Source organism: Pseudomonas sp. UMAB-08 (genome assembly GCF_900095225.1).
In the GTDB taxonomy this organism is placed as follows: Bacteria; Pseudomonadota; Gammaproteobacteria; order Pseudomonadales; family Pseudomonadaceae; genus Aquipseudomonas.
Map to the genome: position 1 here is coordinate 190,457 of NZ_LT607418.1, position 21,082 is coordinate 211,538.

General features: G+C 57.9%; 19 protein-coding genes and 2 tRNA genes. 9 read left to right on the forward strand and 12 right to left on the reverse strand.

Annotated features, from left to right (window positions below):
- The 4 genes from K0F75_RS10725 to modC all read left to right on the forward strand — a co-directional run.
- Positions 1–756 (forward strand): nitronate monooxygenase family protein (locus K0F75_RS10725; protein ID WP_257604312.1); only part of this gene is annotated, 756 nt, incomplete at its 5' end.
- Between the two features lie 149 nt (positions 757–905).
- Positions 906–1,610 (forward strand): molybdate ABC transporter substrate-binding protein, encoded by a 705-nt coding sequence (gene modA, locus K0F75_RS10730; protein ID WP_257604337.1) that lies wholly within the window; start codon positions 906–908, stop codon positions 1,608–1,610.
- A complete protein-coding gene (modB, locus tag K0F75_RS10735; RefSeq protein ID WP_219061838.1) occupies positions 1,611–2,291 on the forward strand; it encodes a molybdate ABC transporter permease subunit in 681 nt (226 codons plus the stop codon).
- Positions 2,292–2,295: 4 nt separating this feature from the next.
- Entirely contained in the window at positions 2,296–3,384 is a 1,089-nt protein-coding gene (gene modC, locus K0F75_RS10740; protein WP_219061839.1) for a molybdenum ABC transporter ATP-binding protein, read from the forward strand.
- On the opposite strand, the gene K0F75_RS10745 is transcribed toward modC, so the two are convergent.
- Positions 3,359–3,751, reverse strand: a complete 393-nt coding sequence (locus K0F75_RS10745) for a helix-turn-helix domain-containing protein (protein ID WP_219061840.1) — start codon at positions 3,749–3,751, stop codon at positions 3,359–3,361. The genes modC and K0F75_RS10745 overlap by 26 nt on opposite strands.
- A gap of 271 nt (positions 3,752–4,022) precedes the next feature.
- On the opposite strand from K0F75_RS10745, the gene K0F75_RS10750 reads away from it, so the two are divergent.
- The gene (locus K0F75_RS10750; protein WP_219061841.1) at positions 4,023–6,701 is read left to right on the forward strand and encodes an excinuclease ABC subunit UvrA; all 2,679 of its coding nucleotides are present in this window, start codon (positions 4,023–4,025) and stop codon (positions 6,699–6,701) included.
- A 1-nt stretch (position 6,702) separates the two neighbouring features.
- Here the strand turns inward: K0F75_RS10750 and K0F75_RS10755 are convergent, their stop codons facing one another.
- From K0F75_RS10755 to K0F75_RS10770, 4 genes are all read right to left on the reverse strand, one after another.
- Positions 6,703–7,182, reverse strand: a complete 480-nt coding sequence (locus K0F75_RS10755; RefSeq protein WP_219061842.1) for a cupin domain-containing protein — start codon at positions 7,180–7,182, stop codon at positions 6,703–6,705.
- A gap of 522 nt (positions 7,183–7,704) precedes the next feature.
- Positions 7,705–7,791 (reverse strand) — tRNA-Leu (locus K0F75_RS10760).
- A gap of 138 nt (positions 7,792–7,929) precedes the next feature.
- Positions 7,930–8,003 (reverse strand) — tRNA-Cys (locus K0F75_RS10765).
- Positions 8,004–8,292: 289 nt separating this feature from the next.
- The gene (locus tag K0F75_RS10770) at positions 8,293–9,192 is read right to left on the reverse strand and encodes a polysaccharide deacetylase family protein (protein ID WP_219061843.1); all 900 of its coding nucleotides are present in this window, start codon (positions 9,190–9,192) and stop codon (positions 8,293–8,295) included.
- Positions 9,193–9,391: 199 nt separating this feature from the next.
- Between K0F75_RS10770 and K0F75_RS10775 the strand changes: the two genes are divergently transcribed.
- On the forward strand, positions 9,392–10,210 hold the full coding sequence (locus K0F75_RS10775) for a DeoR/GlpR family DNA-binding transcription regulator (protein WP_219061844.1): 819 nt from the start codon (positions 9,392–9,394) through the stop codon (positions 10,208–10,210).
- 11 nt (positions 10,211–10,221) lie between these two features.
- Here K0F75_RS10775 and otnI read toward each other — a convergent pair whose 3' ends face one another.
- The 7 genes from otnI to K0F75_RS10810 all read right to left on the reverse strand — a co-directional run bounded on the left by otnI (position 10,222) and on the right by K0F75_RS10810 (position 18,090).
- Positions 10,222–11,004, reverse strand: a complete 783-nt coding sequence (gene otnI / locus K0F75_RS10780; RefSeq protein WP_219061845.1) for a 2-oxo-tetronate isomerase — start codon at positions 11,002–11,004, stop codon at positions 10,222–10,224.
- Between the two features lie 21 nt (positions 11,005–11,025).
- Entirely contained in the window at positions 11,026–12,486 is a 1,461-nt protein-coding gene (locus K0F75_RS10785; RefSeq protein ID WP_219061846.1) for an SLC13 family permease, read from the reverse strand.
- 188 nt (positions 12,487–12,674) lie between these two features.
- Complete coding sequence (locus K0F75_RS10790; protein WP_219061847.1) at positions 12,675–13,313, reverse strand: aldolase; 639 nt, start codon at positions 13,311–13,313, stop codon at positions 12,675–12,677.
- Positions 13,310–14,602, reverse strand: coding sequence for a 3-oxo-tetronate kinase (gene otnK / locus K0F75_RS10795; protein WP_219061848.1), 1,293 nt, complete (start codon positions 14,600–14,602; stop codon positions 13,310–13,312). Before otnK ends, K0F75_RS10790 begins: the two co-directional genes overlap by 4 nt.
- A gap of 10 nt (positions 14,603–14,612) precedes the next feature.
- Entirely contained in the window at positions 14,613–15,518 is a 906-nt protein-coding gene (gene ltnD, locus K0F75_RS10800) for an L-threonate dehydrogenase (protein ID WP_219061849.1), read from the reverse strand.
- Entirely contained in the window at positions 15,515–15,667 is a 153-nt protein-coding gene (locus K0F75_RS10805; protein WP_219061850.1) for a hypothetical protein, read from the reverse strand. Before K0F75_RS10805 ends, ltnD begins: the two co-directional genes overlap by 4 nt.
- Before the next feature lie 275 nt (positions 15,668–15,942).
- Positions 15,943–18,090: a C1 family peptidase gene (locus K0F75_RS10810; protein WP_219061851.1), complete on the reverse strand. Its 2,148-nt coding sequence runs from the start codon at positions 18,088–18,090 to the stop codon at positions 15,943–15,945.
- Positions 18,091–18,462: 372 nt separating this feature from the next.
- Here K0F75_RS10810 and K0F75_RS10815 point away from each other — a divergent pair, with 372 nt between their 5' ends.
- The 3 genes from K0F75_RS10815 to K0F75_RS10825 all read left to right on the forward strand — a co-directional run bounded on the left by K0F75_RS10815 (position 18,463) and on the right by K0F75_RS10825 (position 21,053).
- A complete protein-coding gene (locus tag K0F75_RS10815; RefSeq protein WP_219061852.1) occupies positions 18,463–19,011 on the forward strand; it encodes a DUF1523 family protein in 549 nt (182 codons plus the stop codon).
- Between the two features lie 276 nt (positions 19,012–19,287).
- Positions 19,288–19,881 carry a TerD family protein gene (locus tag K0F75_RS10820; protein WP_219061853.1) on the forward strand — a complete coding sequence of 198 codons (594 nt, stop codon included), beginning with the start codon at positions 19,288–19,290 and terminating at the stop codon, positions 19,879–19,881.
- The gene (locus tag K0F75_RS10825) at positions 19,878–21,053 is read left to right on the forward strand and encodes a TerD family protein (RefSeq protein WP_219061854.1); all 1,176 of its coding nucleotides are present in this window, start codon (positions 19,878–19,880) and stop codon (positions 21,051–21,053) included. The genes K0F75_RS10820 and K0F75_RS10825 overlap by 4 nt, the downstream gene beginning before the upstream one ends.
- The last annotated feature ends 29 nt before the right edge of the window (positions 21,054–21,082 follow it).

Genomic DNA, 21,082 nt, shown 5'->3' on the forward strand with positions numbered 1-21,082 from the left:
CCCACGCCGGTGTCCGCACGTGCGCCCTTCGATGACGCCAGTTGCACGCTGATTGAAGCGCTGAAGCCCGAGATCGTCAGCTTTCATTTCGGCTTGCCAGATCAAGCGTTGCTGGATCGGGTCAAAGCTACCGGAGCCAAGGTCATTTCCTCTGCTACCACCGTCGAGGAGGCTGTCTGGCTGGAGCAAAACGGCTGTGACGCGATCATCGCCATGGGCTACGAAGCCGGAGGTCATCGAGGGATGTTCCTCAGTAAGGACCTCTACACTCAGATCGGAACCCTGGCGTTGGTGCCGCAGGTAGTAGACGCCGTCAGCGTGCCAGTGATTGCAGCGGGTGGCATTGGCGATGCGCGCGGTATTGTCGCGGCATTCGCGCTGGGAGCATCGGCGGTCCAACTGGGCACGGTCTATCTCTTCTGCCCGGAAGCCAAGGTGACGACACCGCACTACCAGGCGCTGCGTAGCGCCAAGGGAAGCCAGACGGCATTGACCAACATTTTCACCGGCAGACCAGCCCGGGGCATCGTCAACCGGATCATGCGCGAACGGGGCCCGATCAGTGATGACGCACCCGCGTTCCCCTTGGCCGGCGGCGCGTTGATGCCCCTGCGCGCCAAGTCCGAACCGCAAGGCAGCGGCGACTTCATGAACCTCTGGGCCGGTCAGGCAGTCGGGCTGAAGCATGAATTGTCGGCAGGCGTATTGACCCGTCTACTGGCCACTCAAGCGTTGGAAAAATTGACCGGGCACTGAGATGATCAGCCGCTATATACTCTGCTATATAGCGGCAGCTGCCAGGCAGTCACCCGCCCCACCCACAAAGACTACGGAAGCTTTGTATGCGCACTGGACACCTTGGCGTCATCCTCAAAACCCTGACAGCTGTCAGTACCCTGCTGACCATGAGCGCAGCGTTCGCCGATGAAGTACACGTGGCCGTTGCTGCCAACTTCACCGCACCGATCCAGGCCATCGCCAAGGATTTCGAGAAAGACACGGGGCATAAACTGATTGCGGCCTACGGTGCGACAGGCCAGTTCTATAGCCAGATCAAAAATGGCGCACCGTTCGAGGTACTCCTCTCTGCCGATGACGCCACCCCGGCCAAGCTGGAAAAAGAAGGCGATACTGTCCCCGGCTCTCGTTTCACCTATGCCATCGGCACCTTGGCCTTATGGTCTGCCAAAGAAGGTTATGTCGACGACAAAGGCGCCGTTCTCAAGGCCAACCAGTATCAGCATTTATCCATCGCCGATGCGAAAACAGCACCTTATGGCCTTGCCGCGACCCAAGTGCTCAGCAAGCTCAACCTCACCGACGCAACCAAAGACAAAATCGTGACAGGCCAGAACATTACTCAGGCGTATCAGTTCGTCTCTACTGGCAATGCTGAACTGGGTTTTGTTGCTTTGTCGCAGATCTACAAGGACGGTCAGATCACCAGTGGTTCGGCGTGGATAGTGCCAGCCAATCTGCATGATCCGATCAAACAATACGCCGTCATCCTTAATAAAGGCAAGGACAACGCTGCCGCCAAGGCGCTGGTTGAATACCTGAAGGGGCCAAAAGCGGCCGCAGTGATCAAGTCGTTCGGCTATCAGCTTTAAATGCCACTGAACAGCGACGATATTGCGGCCATCTGGCTGACGCTGAAACTGGCGTCATTGACCACGGTCATCCTGATCCTGATCGGCACGCCCATCGCCCTATGGCTGGCGCACACTCGTTCGTGGCTCAAGGGGCCGGTGGCTGCGGTGGTCGCTCTGCCGCTGGTGCTGCCGCCAACGGTCATTGGCTTCTACCTGCTGCTGGCGATGGGGCCTAACGGCATGGTCGGACACTTCACCCAGAGTATCGGGCTTGGAACGCTGACCTTCAGCTTCCCCGGCCTGGTGATCGGCTCCGTCATCTACTCGATGCCCTTTGTCGTACAGCCACTGCAAAACGCCTTCGCTGCCATTGGCAAGCGACCCCTGGAGGTCGCGGCCACCCTGCGCGCCGGCCCGTGGGACACCTTCTTCAGTGTGATGTTGCCACTGGCTCGCCCCGGCTTTATCACGGGCGCCATTCTCGGGTTTGCCCATACCGTGGGCGAGTTTGGCGTGGTGCTGATGATCGGTGGCAATATCCCGGAAAAAACCCGCGTGGTTTCCGTGCAGATCTACGACCACGTCGAGTCGATGGAATACCTGCAAGCGCATTGGCTGGCCGGGGCTATGTTGGTTTTTTCTTTCCTGGTTCTACTGGCGCTGTACTCAAGCGGCAAAACCAAAGCAAGCTGGAGTTGAGCAGATGACCTCGCAGATACAGGTGCGCCTGCAAGTGGCCTATCCCGGTTTTGAGCTGGATGTCGACCTCGCATTGCCAGGCCATGGTGTGACGGCGCTGTATGGCCACTCCGGCTCAGGAAAAACAACCTGCTTGCGCTGTATCGCCGGGCTGGAGAAAGCGCGACAGGGCTTCATTCAGATTAATGGTGAAGTCTGGCAGGACAACGACCGAGGCATTTTCCTCCCGCCACATAAACGTGCGCTGGGGTATGTGTTTCAGGAGGCCAGTCTCTTCCCGCATCTGTCGGTAAGGGGCAACCTGGAATTCGGACTGCGGCGTATTGCGAGCAGTCAGCGCAAGGTGCAACTGGATCAAGCCAGCACATTGCTGGGTATCGATCACCTGCTCGAGCGCCACACCGACAACCTCTCCGGCGGCGAGCGACAACGTGTCGGCATCGCTCGCGCCCTGCTGACCAGCCCACGCTTGTTATTACTCGACGAACCTCTGGCGGCGCTGGACACCCAACGCAAGAGCGAAATCCTGCCGTATCTGGAGCGCCTTCACGATGAGCTGGAAATCCCCATGCTCTATGTCAGCCACTCTCAGGACGAAGTTGCGCGGCTGTCCGATCACATTGTCGTGTTAAGCGAGGGCAAAGCCTTGGCCAGTGGCCCCATCGGTGAAACCTTGGCACGTCTCGACCTGCCGATGGCGACCGGCGACGATGCCGGCGTAGTGGTCGAAGGCGTCGTCAGCGCTTATGACCCCCACTATCAATTGCTGACGTTGCACCTGCCTGGCAGCGACCTGAAAGTTCGTGTCGCACATTCACCCCTGTCGGTCGGCAAGACCCTGCGTTTTAAGGTGCAAGCCCGGGACGTGAGCCTGAACCTGCAGCCCGATGAGCAAAGCAGCATTCTCAACCGCTTGCCTGTGACCGTCATCAGCGAAATCGCTGCCGACAACAGGGCGCACGTACTGGTCCGACTCGACGCGGCCGGCACGCCATTGCTCGCGCGGATTACCCGTTACTCCCGCGATCAACTGCGCCTGTACCCCGGCCAGCATCTATGGGCACAGATCAAGTCGGTAGCGGTGTTGGCGTAGCGCACACGTAGGGTTGAGTGGCTTTACCGTTGACTTGGTAGGTGGTCGACAACTCTTCAATCTTCAGCAGGAAGTGACGGACCGCGTGCTGAACTTCGACGAACAACGCGTCAGGCGGCTCGGCGTGCGTTATTTTGTTCAAGGCGTTTTCGGCAGTTACACCTGAGCTGCGCTTGTTAGTCAGAACATACAAAACATCGACACCTACGCTCGCCAGGGCGACCAGATAATCGGCCTTCGGCACACGCTCGCCGCTTTCATACTTGCCCTGCGCGTTTACAGCAACGCCGCCAAGAAGCCCCATTTCCCGCTGCGAATACCCTAACCGTTTGCGTTCTTGCCTGATCCTGAAGCCTATCTCACTCATTGGCCTGACTACCATTGTGTTATTGACCCCTAAAGTTTCTCAAAAAAAATCGGGGATTTGAATGCTTGCGATCCACCAAAAGCGACGATTGGTCGGAACAGCGTCCTTGCGATACAGCCCACAATAAGCGCAACCATTCATTCGAATTGCATGGCAGTCGTTTGGATTGCTTTTAGTTGCCCTATAGACAAACCACGACCTGTAACGCATCAATGAAAATACGACAGTAAAATGCATCTTCAGTCGTCGGCACTTCTTATAAGGCTTGATCATGACCTCGCAGCGCAACACACCTGACAATCAAAAGCTCTCGGCTCTCTTGGTGAACAGTTCAGGCTTCGTCAGAGTGCGTGGCGCCCGGGAACACAACTTACAAAACGTGGATGTCGATATCCCACGTGATGCGTTGGTGGTGTTTACCGGCGTGTCAGGATCAGGCAAATCTTCGCTGGCGTTCTCCACGCTGTACGCGGAAGCGCAGCGGCGGTACTTCGAATCGGTCGCGCCTTATGCACGGCGTCTGATTGATCAAGTTGGCGTGCCCGATGTCGACTCCATCGAAGGCCTGCCTCCGGCCGTCGCCCTGCAGCAACAACGTGGCACACCGAGTACACGCTCATCCGTAGGCAGCGTCACGACACTCTCGAGCTTGATCCGAATGCTGTATTCGCGTGCCGGCAGCTACCCTGCAGGACAGCCCATGCTGTATGCCGAAGACTTCTCGCCCAACACACCGCAAGGTGCCTGCCCCCAGTGCCATGGTTTGGGCCGGGTCTACGAGGTAACAGAACAATCAATGGTCCCGGACGACGCGCTAACCATCCGTCAGCGCGCCGTGGCAGCTTGGCCAACCGCGTGGCAAGGACAGAATCTGCGCGACATCCTGGTGACTCTGGGCTACGACGTCGATATCCCCTGGCGCGATTTGCCTAAGGAACAGCGGGACTGGATTCTGTTCACCGACGAACAGCCCACCGCGCCCGTTTATGCCGGGCTAACGCCACAAGAAACAAGGCAAGCGCTCAAGCGCAAACTTGAACCCAGCTACCAAGGCACCTTTACCGGGGCTCGCCGCTATGTTCTGCACACCTTTGCCCACTCGCAAAGTGCCCTGATGAAAAAGCGCGTCGCGCACTTCATGCTCGGCAGCCAGTGTCCCTTATGCTCAGGCAAACGCCTCACACGTGAAGCCTTGTCGGTGACCTTCGCCGGTTTAGACATTGGCGAACTATCGCAAATGCCCTTGCTGCGCCTCGCAGAGGTATTACGTCCGGTTGCCGCAAATTCCTTCATCAATAACGAGACCGATGACAAGGATCGCGGCGAGCCGATCCTGAGTCGAGTCCAGACTCAGGAAGCCCGCAAGCAACGCGTCGCTCACGGAGGCTCGGCGCATCAAGCCGCACCAGATGTCAGGCACACGCCCAACCTGTCCGTGGAAAAACGCCTGGCAGCCCAGCGTATTGCTCAGGATTTGCTGGCAAGGGTCAGCACCCTGACCGACCTGGGCCTCGGCTATTTGGCCCTGGAACGCAGCACACCGACGCTTTCATCCGGCGAGTTGCAGCGTCTGCGCCTGGCAACCCAGTTGGGCTCCCAACTGTTCGGCGTCATCTATGTGCTGGACGAACCCTCCGCAGGCTTGCATCCCGCTGACGGCGAGGCACTGTTCGACGCGTTGCAGCGACTAAAAGCGGCTGGCAATTCATTGTTTGTGGTGGAACATGACCTGGAAACCATGCGCCGCGCTGACTGGCTGATCGATGTCGGCCCCGCAGCCGGCGAGCATGGTGGTCGCGTGTTATACAGCGGACCGCCTGCCGGGCTGGCGCATGTCAAAGCGTCTCAGACACGGCTGCATCTATTTGCTGAGCCCTCGCCCCTGCTTCAAACCAGGCGCGAGGCAAAGGGCTGGCTTCAACTAAAGGGCATCACCCGCAATAATCTGAACAACCTTTCAGCCCGATTCCCATTGGGTTGCTTTACGGCCGTCACCGGCATTTCCGGATCAGGCAAGTCGAGCCTGGTTAGCCAGGCGTTGCTGGAGTTGGTCGGGACACACCTAGGGCGCAGCGCTTCTAGCGCAGAACAAGAAGAATTAAGCCTCGAAGATGATGCACCGCCCGTCAGCACCGGGCAGGTCACGGCGGGCCTGGAGTCCATTCGGCGACTGGTGCAGGTCGACCAAAAACCTATCGGACGCACGCCCCGCTCAAACCTGGCGACCTACACCGGGTTGTTCGACAGTGTCCGCAAGCTGTTCGCGACAACGCCACAGGCACGTGAAAAAAATTACGACGCTGGTCAGTTCTCTTTCAACGTCGCCAAAGGCCGCTGCCCGACGTGCGAAGGAGAAGGTTTCGTCAGTGTGGAATTACTGTTCATGCCCAGCGTCTACGCGCCATGCCCAACCTGCCATGGTGCGCGCTATAACCAGGAAACATTGGCAGTCACCTGGGAGGACCTGAACATCGCACAAGTGCTGCAACTCACAGTGGACGACGCCGTCAGGGTATTTGCTCAGCACCCAAGCGTGCTGCGCGCACTATCGGTGTTGAGCGATATCGGCCTGGGCTATCTGCGACTTGGCCAGCCGGCAACCGAGCTTTCAGGCGGTGAAGCGCAAAGGATCAAACTGGCTACCGAGTTGCAACGCATTCAACGCGGCGCCACGCTCTACGTTCTCGACGAACCCACAACCGGGTTACACCCTTGCGATGTCGATCGTCTCCTCAAACAACTCAACAGCCTGGTGGACGCTGGGCATACGGTCATCGTCGTCGAACATGAAATGCGCGTCGTGGCCCAAAGCGACTGGGTCATCGACATCGGCCCGGGTGCGGGCGACCAAGGCGGCAAGCTAGTGGCTCACGGCACACCAGAGACCGTTGCCCATGTTAAAACGAGCAAGACGGCACCATTTTTGGCGAAAGCATTGGCAGGGCGATGACCTAATACGGGCTGCCATCCTTATGATTAAACAGCCACTGGCCGTCCGCCTGCAGCGCCACCTCAAGATCATCATCGGGATAACTCACCGTATCGCCTGATGCGCGATCCCCCACCTCCAGAATCACACAGTCGGACTCAGTGCGATTCTCAAGATGATGCGGCGTCGCACCTGCCGCAAACCCGGCCACCATACCGGGCCGCAGCCTGGTTTCACCCTCATTGGTGAATAACGTGGGTTCGCCCTCAAGGACGTAGATGAACTCGTCCTGCCGAGAATGGCAATGATGCAGCGCGGATACCGCCCCCGGTGACAGTCGAGTCAGGTTTACACCAAAGTTCTTGATACCGAAAATATCGCCCAGCGGATGCTTGATCCTGCCCGACATAAGCGAGGCGAACGGTTCAGGGTAGCTGCTCGGCTTAGCCCGTTTCGGAGCGTCAGCCGCCATAATGGCAGTTGGACTTTTTATAGATGACATCAACCTCTCCCCGTTTTCACGTTCTGATTGCCCGCGCCAGGCTCAATATGGCTCAAGAGGCGCCTCACTTGAAGCCTGATCGGATATCTAGCGTAAGCGCGGTTTAGCTGATGAACCTGACGGGCGATCGCGCCGGTCGATATCCACTCGACTGCAGATCGACCAGGCCACGACAATCATTCCTGCTTGCCCTTCCCCGCGCTATGTCCCACAAGGTCCGGGAGAGTGCGTCTCTGTCACGACCCTACTTTTCTCCAGGCAATAAAAAACCCCGCGTGGGCAAGGTTTTTTTATCTTGGCAGTACGGCCTGATTACCTCAGCGCTGCACGCCTTTGATCAGGTCTAGCTGGAGGGCGTGACCCTGTGCCGGCTGGATCTGCATGGAGCAATGACCGAGCAGTACATCCGCAAGGGCAAGAAAGTCACCCCTACCCGATGAATTGCGACCCAAAGCCATAATTGCGACCCAAAAACAAACAAGGGCCTACATGCGATATCGCGTGTAAGCCCTTGATTTTAAATGGTGCCCGAAGCCGGGGTCGAACCGGCACGTCCTTACGAACGAGGGATTTTAAGTCCCTTGCGTCTACCAATTTCGCCATTCGGGCGGTAGCGCGATGTGCAGGGAATATATACACCCCTACCCTGTGAAGCAAGTTTACTGGTCCCGTCAATACGACAAAATATTGCGCGCGAAACCAATAAAAAAGCTCCGTAAATCATGGATCTACGGAGCTTGTTTATGATGGAGGCCGAGGTCGGAATCGAACCGGCGTAGGCGGATTTGCAATCCGCAGCATAACCATTTTGCTACTCGGCCCCAAACGTACAACGTCGATACAGCTGACATTGAACGCATACACACATAAGCTGAAAACTTGAATCTAATCTAGCTTCCAACTCTTTGAAATCTATAGGTTTTTTTGCATTCCCACATCAGGAATGGACGCAATTCTGGACTTGTTCGGATAGCATGTCAATCGCTGGAGGAAAATAATTCCACACTCTGCTCCCGCGAGCTCTCGACAGTCCGTTGATAAAGCAGCCATCTTGCGCGGTAGGCGCTGATCGCGCGCGCCCCGTGTTTCAACCGTTATAACTTCCTGAAACTAATGCGAATTACTGTCCCAAAACCAGCTCCAGAACCCAGGCAACTGAACAGGCTCAGAACTGTCCCTGACGGTGCGCGCCATGACGGCATGCTGCAACGCTGATCGATCATCGTAAAAAGGCTTGGCTGCGGTTGTCAGACCCGTCTCGCGCGCACTGTCGATCAGTATCTGTAGGTATTCCTGCGCGTGCCGAGCGGTGTAGCGGTTGAGGTCGTGAAACGTGACGACCACCGGAATAGCGCCATCGACCGCTGGTAACTCACCTGCAGCAATCCGTTCGCGCACTTCGGACAATTGCCTCAGCATGCTGGACCGTCTGCGCAGGCTGAAATTGTAGCCCCAGATCTTGCCGTCATTCGCGCTCAGATCGGTCAGCAAAACGTGCATGCCATGCTGCTGATAGGCGGCGAAGGTGCGCTTGTCGTAATTCCAGAATGGCGGTCGCACCAAAGCCGGTGGCGCGCCGGTGATCGCAGCGATGTCCGCACTGCCTTCTGTTAGCGACTGTTCCAGCGCTTCCGGGCTGAGAGAACGATGATTGGTATGCCCCGGCGTGGCGGTATGGAAGCCCAGCACGTGACCTTCGTCATATTCACGGTGCATGATTTTTCGGCCCAGTTCGCTGCCGCCCGCCCGCGCCGCACGGGTCTGCACAAAAAACACTGCCTTGATGCCCGGCTGCACCGGATTATGGGCAAGATCATCGAGAACGGAGAGCGTCGGATTAAAAAAACCGGACGCGCTTGGCCCGTCGTCAAAGGTCAGCAAAAAACGGATAGGGGCTTGTGAGTGCAAACGCTGCTCAGTCTGTGGCGTCATTGCGACCGGCGCGCTGATACAACCCAGGAGGCCGACAGCGATAGCAAGCGCGGATAAAACGGTGACAATGTGCTTCATACTTCTACCTTAGAGCGTCCCACGCCAGGGAAGACTGTCGGGCGAAGACAGATGGCGGCAAGTTATTCAAAGCCCATTGAGTGGCTGGCATTCCGGCGCAGTCGCGGGGAATGTCAAACGTGTCGTTCCCTGACCGTAGATTCGCTACTATATTTGTTCCGCGTTTCTTTTCTGCGGATTTCTTCATTTTGGAGCTCGAATGTCTAGTCAAAAAGACATCGCCGCCGAAAGCGGCGCACCGATGATCCCTGAGCAGCGCCGTGAGCTTATGCTACGGCAGTTACGCAAGCATCAGGTGCTGAGCGTTCATCAATTGATGGAAATGTTCGACTGTTCGCACATGACCATACGCCGCGATATCGCGCTGCTTGAACAGGAAGGACGTGCTTACTCGGTCACGGGTGGCGTGCGGATCGCCAGCCAGCTGCACAGCGAACCTAGCCATCAACTCAAAGCGGTCGTCGAATTGCCACAGAAGCAGGCGATGGCAAAACTGGCCGCGCGGTTACTGCACCCCGACATGACGATTTACCTGGATGCTGGAACCAGCACACTGGAAATCGTCCCGTTCATCAAGGCGCTGCCCGGCATGACCGTGGTGACCAACGACTTCGGCATTGTCCAGGCGTTGATGGATGCGCTCCATGTCACCGTCATTCATACCGGCGGACAGCTGGATCATTCCAACCACTCATGCGTAGGCGGTTTGGCGGTGGCCACGTTGCGCCAGATCGTCACCGATATCGCCTTCATATCGACCAGTTCGTGGGATTTTCGGCGCGGCCTCACAACGCCTTCTGCGCTAAAGGTAGAGGTCAAGCAAGTCGCGATGCAATCGGCCTCGCAAGTGGTGCTGGTGGCCAGCAGCTCGAAGTACGGCACCTTCAGCATGTACAAGATTGCCGGGATCGAGCAGTTCGACATTATCATCAGTGACGACGCGCTGACCCCTGCCGCCGCCGACAGCATCCGCAAACAGGGGGTTGAACTGCTGCTGCCTTCTGATGAAGGCGTGTAGGGTTTTGCGCGTTAGCGGGCGTTCCAGTCCCGCAGCCACTGCAAACCGGCCGACGTGTTGCCACGCGGCCTGTATTCGCACCCTACCCAACCGTCATAGCCCAACTTATCGATCAACTCGAACAGATAGGGATAGTTAACCTCTCCCAGGTCTGGCTCGTGCCGGTCCGGCACGCCCGCGATCTGGATATGGCCAATACCGTTAAAATCCCGTCGCAATTTGCTGGCCAAATCGCCCTCGACGATCTGGCAGTGATAGCAGTCGAACTGAACCTTCAGGTTACTGGCGCCGACTTCCTTGCAGATGGCTTGCGCCTGATCCTGCCGGTTGAGGAAAAAGCCCGGCATGTCTCGGGTGTTAATGGGCTCCAGCAACACCGTGACCCCGACTTTGGCCGCCTGGGCGGTCGCGTAGGCAAGGTTTTCCAGGTAAATGGCATGATGCCGAGCCCGGTCACTTTCGGAGGGCAGCAGGCCAGCCATGACATGAATTCGTGAGTTACCCAGCACCGCGGCGTATTCCAGTGCGCGATCGAAACCACCGCGAAATTCGCTCTCACGGCCCGGCAACGACACCGTGCCCCGCTCGCCGGCCGCCCAATCACCGGGCGGCGCGTTGAACAACGCTTGCGCCAGGCCGTTGTCACTCAAGCGCTGCTTGAGCTCCTGAGCGCTGTGATCGTAGGGAAACAGATACTCCACCGCTTCGAAACCATCGGCGGCTGCGGCGGCGAAGCGATCCAGAAACTCATGTTCCGGGTAGAGCATGCTGAGGTTGGCAGCAAAACGAGGCATGGTAGCTCCTTGGATAAAGGGTTAGACAAAAGGCCAGATCAGCAAGGTAATACAGAAACCCAGCGTACCGAGCAATGTGGTCAGTACGGTCCAGGTACGCAGGCCGTCAGCCACGTTCAACCCAGCCAGCTTGGTGAAAATCCAGTAACCGGCATCATTGATATGGGACATTGCCAACCCGCCACCACCCATGGCCAGGCACAGCAGAGCCATGTGGTTCGGGGTCAGGTTGAGGGTAGCAATCAGTGGGCTGATGATACCCGCAGTAGTTACCAAGGCCACAGTGGTCGACCCCTGGACCGCACGCAACAGCATGGTCAGCAGAAAGCCCAGAGCGAGCACTGGCAGACCGGTCGTGCGTAACATATCGGAGACCACAGCGCCGATGCCGGTGTCCACCAGCACCTTGCCGAACACACCGCCAGCACCGGCAATCAAGATCACCATCGCCACGCCGGGCAACGCCGAGCCGATCACGTCGGACACCTGAGTGCGGCTCCAGCCACGACGCGAGCCCAGCAGCCAGGCACACAATAAAGTGTCCAGCAGCAGCGCCACCAACGGTGCGCCAAGCACAGTCATGATGCTGCGCAGGGTCGACTCGGGCGGGAGCAACGAAGTCGACAGCGTACCCAGCAGAATCAGAATGATCGGCAGCAGGATCAGACTGACAATCAAACCGAAACCTGGCGGTGGAGCTGGCGGCAGTTTGGAAACAATGCTGCTGGTGGACTCTTCAAGGCCCATGTGGGACGCGGCCACAGCGGCGCGCTCAGTGCTCTTCCCGTTGCCATTGGACCAGGCGACCAGATCCTCGTTGGTGACATGCGGGCCATACACTTCGGCACGAATGTCGTCGGTCATTGGGTACACCCGACGGGTCATGCGCCCTGCTACGCGATAACCGACGTAGCACAGCAGCGCAGTCAACGGCAGGCCGAACATCAGCACCCGACCCAAGTCGGCGCCCAACTGGCTGGCAGCGGCAACTGCGCCCGGGTGTGGCGGCAGGAAGGCGTGGACGGTCAGCAAGGCCGCACACATCGGCAGCGCGAACACCAGCAGCGGTTTACGCGCAGTGCGGGCAACGCCATAGGCCAGCGGCATCAGAATGATTACGCCGACTTCGAAGAACACCGGCACCCCGACCATAAACCCGGCAACCGTCAGCGCCAGGGGCGTACGTCGGTTACCGAAGCGCGTGATCAGGGTTTTGGCCAACGCCTCGGCACCGCCGGAGAGCTCAATGATCCGCCCGATCATCGCACCCAGAGCAATGATGATCGCGATATGGCCCAGGGTCTTGCCCATGCCGCCTTCGATGGTGGCGACCAGATCGGCCGGCTTCACCCCGGCCACCAACGCCACCAGGATGCTTACCAGCATCAAAGCCACAAAGGGCTGAAACTTGTACTTGAGCACAAGGAACAACAACAGTGCTATCCCTAGCCCGGCGGTCACCATCAGGAATAGCGGGCTCATTTCAGAAGCCCCCCACGCTGGGTGAATGAAACGGTTCTGCCACTGAGTCTGAGAATGCCGCAGTGAAGGTGAGTCATGCTTGGATTTCCTGTTGTTATTGTTTTGTCAGGCCAGCAGGGTCGTCGAGGCTCGCAGCGCGTCTCCAGGACAGGGCCTGCTTTATCGATCTACCGTGTTAAATCTGCGTTTTACCAGTGCACACCAAAAATCTCTCGCAGCTCATCCAGCGCCACCCGATCCAGCGGTTCGGGCTTGGGATTGCTCATCAACCAGAGCCGGGCAGTTTCCTCAAGCTCTTCCAGGGCATAGCTGGCTCTGGAGACGGAACTCTCCCAGACCACAGGACCCAGCCGTTCGAGCATCACACCACGAACGCTGTTGGCCAGCTGCGCGACCTGCTCGGCGACTTTCGGTGAGCCCGGTCGCTGGTAGCCAATCAACGGAATGTGCCCGACTTTCATGACCTGATACGGCGTCAACGGCGGCAAAATGTCGTCTGGATGCCAGACACCCGCCAGCGTCAACGCCACCAAATGGGTGGAGTGGGTATGCACCACGCCACCGACGCCCGGGTTGCGGTCGTAGACCTGGCGATGCAGCGCGAGAGTCTTTGAAGGTTTGTCTCCGGACACCCATTCGCCAGCCAAATTGACCTTGGCGATGGTCGCTGGATCGAGGCGCCCCAGACAGACATCCGTCGGCGTTATCAACCAGCCATCGTCCAGACGGGCGCTGATATTGCCTGCGCTGCCGACGGTGTAACCGCGCTGATAAAGGCTGCGGCCAACCTCGCAGATTTCTTCGCGCAATGCGTTTTCCTTGCTCATTGCGCGCCTCCCGCCAGTTGCGTCAAAGCTTTGCTGAAGAAATCCCGGCTGCCAAAGTTGCCCGACTTGAGTGCCAGGGCCAGAGGCTCATCCGTGTTGCTGACAGTCGCCGGCACACCCGGATCAATCTGCGCGCCGATCTGCAGCAACTGCACACCCAGCGCCTGAACCACAGCACCCGAGGTTTCACCCCCTGCGATCACAAAGCGGCGCACGCCGCTCTGGCGCAAGCCCTGCGCAATTTCACCAAAAGTGTTCTCAACCAGACTGCCAGACTGCTCGACACCCAGTTGGTGCTGCACCGCCTTGACCTCTTCCGGCGAACTGGTGGCGTAGATCAATACCGTCTGTTCGTTGTTCCGGGCGAAGGCCAATGCCTGGGACACTACGGGTTCGCCTGCGGCCAAGGCCAATGGATCAATCCGCAGGGCCGGCCGACCGGCTTCGAGCCAGGCTGCGACTTGCCCATTAGTGGCGACGGAGGCGCTACCGGCCAACACCACTTCACCGCCCAACACAGCCGGAAGCTTCGAGGCGTCGAAGTCACGCAGCTTGCCAGCGCGACGGAAGTTCTCGGGCAAGCCCAACGCCAATCCCGAGCCGCCGGTCAACAACCGCAGATCGGCGCAAGCGGTACCCAGGGTGTACAAATCCTTATCCGACAAGGCGTCGGCGATTGCCATGCCGATACCTTGGGCCCGCAATTCGGCGATGCGCGAACGCACCTGATCAACCCCTTGAGAGACCGTGTCGTAGCGCAACAGACCGACACTCAGGCTGGTCTGCGATTGCAGGACCCGAACCAGGTTGGCATCGGTCATCGGCGTCAACGGGTGATGCTGCATGCCGGACTCGCTGAGCAGCTGATCCTGTACAAACAAGTGACCGCGAAAAATGGTCCGACCATTTTCCGGGAATGCCGGACAGGCCAGGGTAAAGTCGCTGTCCAGCGCGGCCAGCAGCGCTTCGCTGACCTGGCCGATATTGCCAGCTGCGGTGGAGTCAAACGTCGAGCAGTACTTGAAGAATATCTGCTCGCAGCCTTGCTCACGTAACCACGCCAGCGCCGCAAGGGATTGCTCGACCGCTTCGGCGACGGGAATGGTGCGTGATTTCAGGGCAATGACGATCGCATCGGCGTCGAGCCCGGCGGTGACTTCAGCACTGGGAATACCGATGCTTTGTACGGTGCGCATACCGCCGCGCACCAACATGTTGGCAAGGTCCGTGGCACCCGTGAAGTCGTCGGCGATGCAGCCCAGCAATGGCCGTGCAGTGGATGTGTTCATGGTGCGTTCCTCAAACAGGCTCAGGCTTGGCTGTCGGCAGCTCGATACCCGGGAATATCTTGATCACCGCCGAGTCGTCCTCACGACCAAAGCCCGCGCTGGAAGCCTGCATGAACATCTGGTGAGCGGTGGCCGACAGCGGCAGTGGAAATTTGCTGGCCCGCGCGGTATCCAGCACCAAGCCCAGGTCCTTGACGAAAATATCCACCGCAGACAGCGGCGTGTAGTCGGCCTTGAGAATGTGCGGCACGCGGTTTTCGAACATCCAGGAGTTGCCGGCACTGTGCGTGATCACTTCGTAAAGCGCGTCGGCATCGACCCCTTCACGCAAGCCCAACGCCATGGCTTCGGCAGAGGCCGCGATATGCACCCCGGCAAGGAGCTGGTTGATAATCTTCACCTTCGAGCCCAGGCCATGAACGTCACCCAGCCGGTAGACTTTGCCGGCCATGCCCTGAAGGATCGCTTCGGCCTTGGCATAGGCATCCGCCGGACCCGAGGTCATCATGGTCATCTCACCCGCAGCAGCCTTGGCCGCCCCACCGGAGATCGGTGCATCCAGATACAGCAGGCCCTTGTCAGTCAGGCGCTGCCCCAAATCCACGGCATAAGTCGGCGCCACGGTGGCGCAGCCGATCACCAGACTGCCAGGACGCAGCGCGGCCACGGCTCCCCCTTCGCCAAACAATACGGCCTCGGTCTGATCCGCGTTCACCACCACCGTAATGATGACGTCACACTCGGCGGCCATGTGGGAAGGCGAAGAGCACGCCACGCCGCCCTCGCCCGCAAACTGCTCCGTCACTGAAGCACGCACATCACAGGCGTGCACATTGAAACCGCTGCGCAACAGCGAGCGAGCAATGCCCAGGCCCATCGCGCCCAAACCGATTACACCGACATTTTTGTTATTCATGGGGTACTCCAGAAGGAAACAGCGGCTTGCTCCGCGCCAGCAAGGAACAGACGGCGGGCCGCGTTGTAGAGATCATTCAGGGCATTGAGGCCGTAAACGTTGCCCTCGATGCTGTCGCTCAGCGTGTGAGTCGGGACCTTGTCGAACATCGAGGCAATCCTGTTTTGTCTTGTTTTCAGGTTGTCGTACAGGCTGGACAGATAATCCACCAATGAACGGATTATGTGAAGTTATTTTTTAAAATAACATTTTTTAACATTGCTGCCTGAAATGCAGATGAGTGCGTACCGATTCTGGGCCGCACTCAACGCATCCAGAGCGAGGCATCCCTGCCAAAATTTGACTGATGCGTGAAGGCGCGCTCTGACGCCCCCCACAGACTCAACGCCCTGAAGTCGCGCTGACACAAGCAGCCTGTGGACAGCTACCGGCGTCCGATTGCGCTCGCCCGGTCCACCTGCCGCCGGCGTTGCGCCAGCACGGAAGTTGATTGCGGAATAGCCATTGACTGGGGCGTTTGGCGCTGACCCAGTATGCGAGCCAGTGTGGCCCGGACGGTGGCCTCATCATTATCAAAGTCACCATGATGCCGCGCCTGGGATGCGCTTTGATTACCCTTTGGCAGGTCATTGGGCGCACGAACCCAATCAGCGTTTGTTCCCGACTGGAACAGCCCACTTAGTGCCGGCTCGCTGCGAATGAAACTCTCCATGCCCAAAATCGGCTCGCCGTCGGGACGAATGAGCGGAATGCGGACCTGATCCTCGAAGCCATCGGACACCAGGTAGAGCAGAGACTTGTTGTAGACATGCGCGCAATTGTCGTCGCGTTCGGCCTGGTCAGTCAGGGTAAACAGGCCGAACTGCCCAATGCGCTTATCACTGATGGGTTCCAGGTACGTCTCCTGGAAAAGCTTCACGGTGCAGGCCGGCGCCCACAGGTGACAACTGGCAACCGTTGTTCCAAGCCCTTCCACCCTGCTACGTGCCATCGGACCACTACTCATGGCACCCTTCGAGACCAGGTACTGCACCAGCGGCGCGAGGAAAATGCTCCCGGCGCTGTGTCCCACCAGATGGATTTCTACGCCCTGTTTCGCAAGCACCGCGAGCCCCTCGGCTACCACCCGTGCACCACCCTCAGCACTGACGGTGGCAAGCAGCGCGTTTTGCTTCATTTCATCCCACTCGGATTTGCCAGTCAGCAGGCGCGCAATGGGTTCCAGAGCATCGTCCAAACGATCGAGCATGAAGTCCTTTGTCGCGTCCAACACGCCTTCGGGGCGCCGACGCCGGGCTGCATCGGCCAGCATGTTGCCCAGGGTGGTCCAGTAGTCGGTTTTCCAGATAAATGCCAGTGGATAGCACTCTGCATCAAGCAGGGTCTGTCGATAGCCCGCGACCGTTTCAATTGCGCTGGCCTGGCTGACGAGCCCGCCGTGGGCATAGACGACAATGCGCTTTTTGTTCCACTTCTCGGTGATTCGCGGAAAGTCCACATCCAGAATTTCGCGCACACTGGCGGGCGTGGTGCCAATGTCGCCGCGAGGGTCGAGCGCGCCATCATTGCCGATGCTGATGACATGCGGCCGAATTTCCCTGAGCGTCTCACTGGAAGACACCGCTGTGGTACCGATTGTCGGGCTGGCAATACGCGCCACTGCTGTCACGTTGATGGGGGCGCCAAGCCGGGCGACCCAGACATCCGCCCCGTTAGTGAGCCAGTCGTCATAACGCACGCGACCGAACCCTCCCAGACCCCAAGCCTCACCCCAGGAGTTCTGAATCCAGAAGCCGTCCTGGTCATACGCCACGATCGCGAAGGCATGGCCTCCGAGGATTTCTGATGATGGCTGGATATACCCGTCAGCGCCGACTTCGCTCCATCCGGCATGTACAGTGGCGCTGGCATACAACACGCCGACCTCGGCGATCGCGGCGTGCATGGCCACGATATCCGTATGATTGACACGAAAATAGGCGCCCAACGGACGCAATGCCGCCTCCTGCGCAAGTTTTTCGGTCAGCGCCGGCACCTTGCTTTTCGACTGCCATTGCTCTGCCGTACAAACGCCGTGTTTGTACCACCCCTTCATTGCGCCACGGCAACTTGAACCTTCGTAGTCCACGCCGGCCCATTCGTCGTAGCGACGGGCCAGGTCGTAGAACATCTGCGGACTCACCCGAGTCTGGTCAGATTGGTACTTACGGGTACGCAAGAGATAGTGCGCGACTGTCGCAAGGCCGTATCCGGTACAGGCGCTCTCGTGGCCCTGATCCAGGATAGGTACAGCTGCCTTCTGATAGTCGCTGAGTTCCCTTCGTATCGGGACCTCCACCAAGGTGGGGATATACATGCTGTCTCGGAAGTCCAGCCCGTCAGGCCTGACATTCAGTACGCGCGCCTGAGCAGCCCCGGAAGTGCGAGCAGATGCGGTTTTCTTTGGAGTGGCTTTACCGACGCCGCTCTTCGGTACCTTCTTCGTCGCTTTTTTTTGTGCCGTTTCAGCGACTGGCGTTTCAGCGGCACTGCTGACCTCTTTGCCTTTGGACCGACCTGTTCTAGATGCCATTTCGAGTGCTCCTTTGCCGCGTTATGCGACTGGCACTACTGACGCTTTTGCGCCCCCCAGCCCTGTGGGAAACCATCGAGGTTCGATATCTCGACGAAGCATAGTCAATGCGGGGGCGGGCCGCCTTTAGCGGACAGCTGGAACTCAATTAAAGGTGTGATTTCTCTCCCTTTTAAACCGCTCAAAAAGCAATAAATCAGGTGCCTTCGGCAGACGCTTGACTTGACTTTAAATCCCAAGCCTCTCCGCGTGAAAAAACGATATCTGAGGCCGGCAGATTCCTCGCTTGTCTGATTTTGCAACAATCTCGGCATGCCGCAGAAATGAAAATAGCGCAAGGTTCGCAACCTTAATCAGGAAGGCAAGCATGGCATGAAGTGGTTTAAGCGGATGGTGATAGGGGCTGTTTTCGTAGTGGTCGGCGTTAGCGCGCTGGGCCTTTACTACGTCCTGCCTCGACATGACGTCGTCTTGATCACCGGAGTGGAAGTGAAGCGTATCGACGCTGACGGCGTGATCAATGCCGAGAACCCCTCCGACGGCCCTACCCGGGACGTCTATTTCATCAATACCGAAGACCCGGACACCAAGAAGGTGGTGGTGTACCGCAATGAAGACACGGGCTGGGGCTTTCCGTGGTACTTCAAATTTGATGCTGCCGACGTGCAAGCCAAAGCCCAAGGCTATTCCCGTGACGCCCAACAGTTGTCTCTCATCCGCTCCTATGGCTGGCGCATCCAGATATTCTCGGTTTTTCCAAACATTACCTCGGTTGAGCCAACAGACAGTCGAGCCGAGCCATTCCCCGTCTTCAATACCCTTTTCTTCACCGCACTTACTCTGATAACGCTAGTACTCGTCACGGTCGTCAGGTCTTTATTGCGACGCCGCAGTTCCCTGGCGATGGTTCCGAAAGACTAGTTGCGAGCCCGAACTCCGGAGCCTCATCGGCTGCAAGTGGAATTGATGAGGTTGGTTATTCCGGAAGGTAACCGTCAGTCGCGATAGCCACACTTCGCCAGTTTTTTGTACTGCCCGATCAAGACTCGTGGCTGCCCAATTCAGCGATCTTATACACGCCCCCGAGCAATACACCTTCACGCCGTGCCTGCGATACAGGTGTGGTGCTTATTGGCCCGACGGTTAAGAGCGGCGCCCACACCACGCAAATTCCGAACGCAAAAAAGGAGCGTAGACATGACACTTACTTTGGCAAAAAACCAATCCATCTCTCTTGAAAAAACTGCAGGTAGCAGCCTTAAAAATGTCAGCCTGGGCCTAGGCTGGGACCCCGTAAAAGCTCGTGGCTTTATAGGCCGTTTACTGGGCGGAGGTAGTGACGAAATCGATCTCGATGCTTCCTGCATCATGCTTGACGCCAACAAGAAATCCATGGATCTGGTGTGGTTCCGTCAGCTCCAATCCAGAGACGGTTCGATTACCCATTCGGGTGACAACCGCACCGGCGAAGGCGACGGTGATGATGAAACCATCAACGTCAAACTGGACAAATTGCCGGCTGCGGCACAGTTCCTGGTGTTTACGGTCAACTCCTTCACTGGGCAGACCTTTGAAAAGGTCGAAAACGCCACCTGCCGCATCGTCGACGCCGGAAACAACAAAGAACTGGCGCGCTTCAACCTGTCTGAGAAAGGTCGCCATACCGGTATCGTGATGGCCTGCCTCGCACGCACCGACACAGGTTGGAACTTCACAGCTATTGGTGAAGTAACCAACGGCCGCACGGCTGATGACCTCGTCGCTCTGGCCGTCAGTGCGGTGCGCGCATGATCAATCTGGCGCCCGGGGCCAATACATCGGTAACCACGGGGCAGTTGACGGTTGAGGTCAGCTACTCGGCATTGTCGGTTGCCGACGTCGATATTTCGGCATTTGTTCTCGATGCGAGCGGCAAGGTCCGCGGTGATCAGGATATGTGCTTTTACGGTCAGACGAGCGTTACCGGGGGTGCAGTGCAAATGACTGACACTTCGTCCGGGCGTGCAGTTTTTATGCTCGACCTGAGTCGTCTCGAGCCTGCGGTTGAAAAAATCGCACTGACCGCAACCCTCTATGAAAACAAAGCCAGTTTTGACAGTGTCTCTCACCTTTCGCTAAGCGTGACCGGCGGAATAGACGTCGTAATCCCGACGACCGGAATGAAGGAAACCGCCCTGATCCTGGGTGAGTTTTATCGTCGTCAGGGGAGCTGGAAATTTCGCTGCGTAGCCCAGGGTTTTGCGGGCGGGCTGGAACCCTTGGCCAAGCATTTTGGTGTCGAGATCGCAGCCCCGACGTCTACGTCCGTTGCTGCCCCGCCCACGCCCACGGCAGCGCCACCCGCCGCCGTAAAGCCGAGTGTCAGCCTGAGCAAAATCACTCTGGACAAGTCACGATCGACGATCAGCCTGGAAAAAGGCAATGGCGATTTTGGCGAAATAAAAGTCAACCTGAACTGGAATCACGCACCCCCTGGTGGCGGATTTTTCTCGAGGAAAAACAACGCTATCGACCTTGATGTCGGCTGTCTGTACGAATTGCAAAATGGCCAGAAAGGCGCGGTTCAGGCGCTGGGTAATTCCTTTGGCAATCTCGGCAGTGAGCCCTTTATTCAACTGATGGGCGATGACCGCACTGGCTCAGTCAGTGATGGTGAATGGCTGCACATCAATGGCCAGCAGTGGAAAGAGATACGCCGCATTCTGGTGTACGCCTTCATTTACGAAGGCGCACCAAACTGGAAAGAAACCGGCGGGGTTGTGGTCATCTCTATCCCGAACCAACCGCCGATTGAAGTGCGCCTCAACGAGGAAGGAGGCCGCCACGGGATGTGCGCTATTGCGCTGCTCGAAAATGAAAACGGCACCATCAAGGTCACCCGCTGTGTGGACTTTCACAAAGGCCACAGTGCGATGGACAAGGTCTATGGCTGGGGCATGCGCTGGGCGGCCGGTTCTAAATAACTAATGTTACTTGCGAGGCTTACTCAGTC

Bases quoted from the DNA above. Each gene is read 5' to 3' on its own strand.
- modA (WP_257604337.1), top strand. From the start codon at position 906: ATGAGCGCAGCGTTCGCCGATGAAGTACACGTGGCCGTTGCTGCCAAC.
- modB (WP_219061838.1), top strand. From the start codon at position 1,611: ATGCCACTGAACAGCGACGATATTGCGGCCATCTGGCTGACGCTGAAA.
- modC (WP_219061839.1), top strand. From the start codon at position 2,296: ATGACCTCGCAGATACAGGTGCGCCTGCAAGTGGCCTATCCCGGTTTT.
- K0F75_RS10745 (WP_219061840.1), bottom strand. From the start codon at position 3,751: ATGAGTGAGATAGGCTTCAGGATCAGGCAAGAACGCAAACGGTTAGGG.
- K0F75_RS10750 (WP_219061841.1), top strand. From the start codon at position 4,023: ATGACCTCGCAGCGCAACACACCTGACAATCAAAAGCTCTCGGCTCTC.
- K0F75_RS10755 (WP_219061842.1), bottom strand. From the start codon at position 7,182: ATGTCATCTATAAAAAGTCCAACTGCCATTATGGCGGCTGACGCTCCG.
- K0F75_RS10770 (WP_219061843.1), bottom strand. From the start codon at position 9,192: ATGAAGCACATTGTCACCGTTTTATCCGCGCTTGCTATCGCTGTCGGC.
- K0F75_RS10775 (WP_219061844.1), top strand. From the start codon at position 9,392: ATGTCTAGTCAAAAAGACATCGCCGCCGAAAGCGGCGCACCGATGATC.
- otnI (WP_219061845.1), bottom strand. From the start codon at position 11,004: ATGCCTCGTTTTGCTGCCAACCTCAGCATGCTCTACCCGGAACATGAG.
- K0F75_RS10785 (WP_219061846.1), bottom strand. From the start codon at position 12,486: ATGAGCCCGCTATTCCTGATGGTGACCGCCGGGCTAGGGATAGCACTG.
- K0F75_RS10790 (WP_219061847.1), bottom strand. From the start codon at position 13,313: ATGAGCAAGGAAAACGCATTGCGCGAAGAAATCTGCGAGGTTGGCCGC.
- otnK (WP_219061848.1), bottom strand. From the start codon at position 14,602: ATGAACACATCCACTGCACGGCCATTGCTGGGCTGCATCGCCGACGAC.
- ltnD (WP_219061849.1), bottom strand. From the start codon at position 15,518: ATGAATAACAAAAATGTCGGTGTAATCGGTTTGGGCGCGATGGGCCTG.
- K0F75_RS10805 (WP_219061850.1), bottom strand. From the start codon at position 15,667: ATGTTCGACAAGGTCCCGACTCACACGCTGAGCGACAGCATCGAGGGC.
- K0F75_RS10810 (WP_219061851.1), bottom strand. From the start codon at position 18,090: ATGGCATCTAGAACAGGTCGGTCCAAAGGCAAAGAGGTCAGCAGTGCC.
- K0F75_RS10815 (WP_219061852.1), top strand. From the start codon at position 18,463: ATGAAGTGGTTTAAGCGGATGGTGATAGGGGCTGTTTTCGTAGTGGTC.
- K0F75_RS10820 (WP_219061853.1), top strand. From the start codon at position 19,288: ATGACACTTACTTTGGCAAAAAACCAATCCATCTCTCTTGAAAAAACT.
- K0F75_RS10825 (WP_219061854.1), top strand. From the start codon at position 19,878: ATGATCAATCTGGCGCCCGGGGCCAATACATCGGTAACCACGGGGCAG.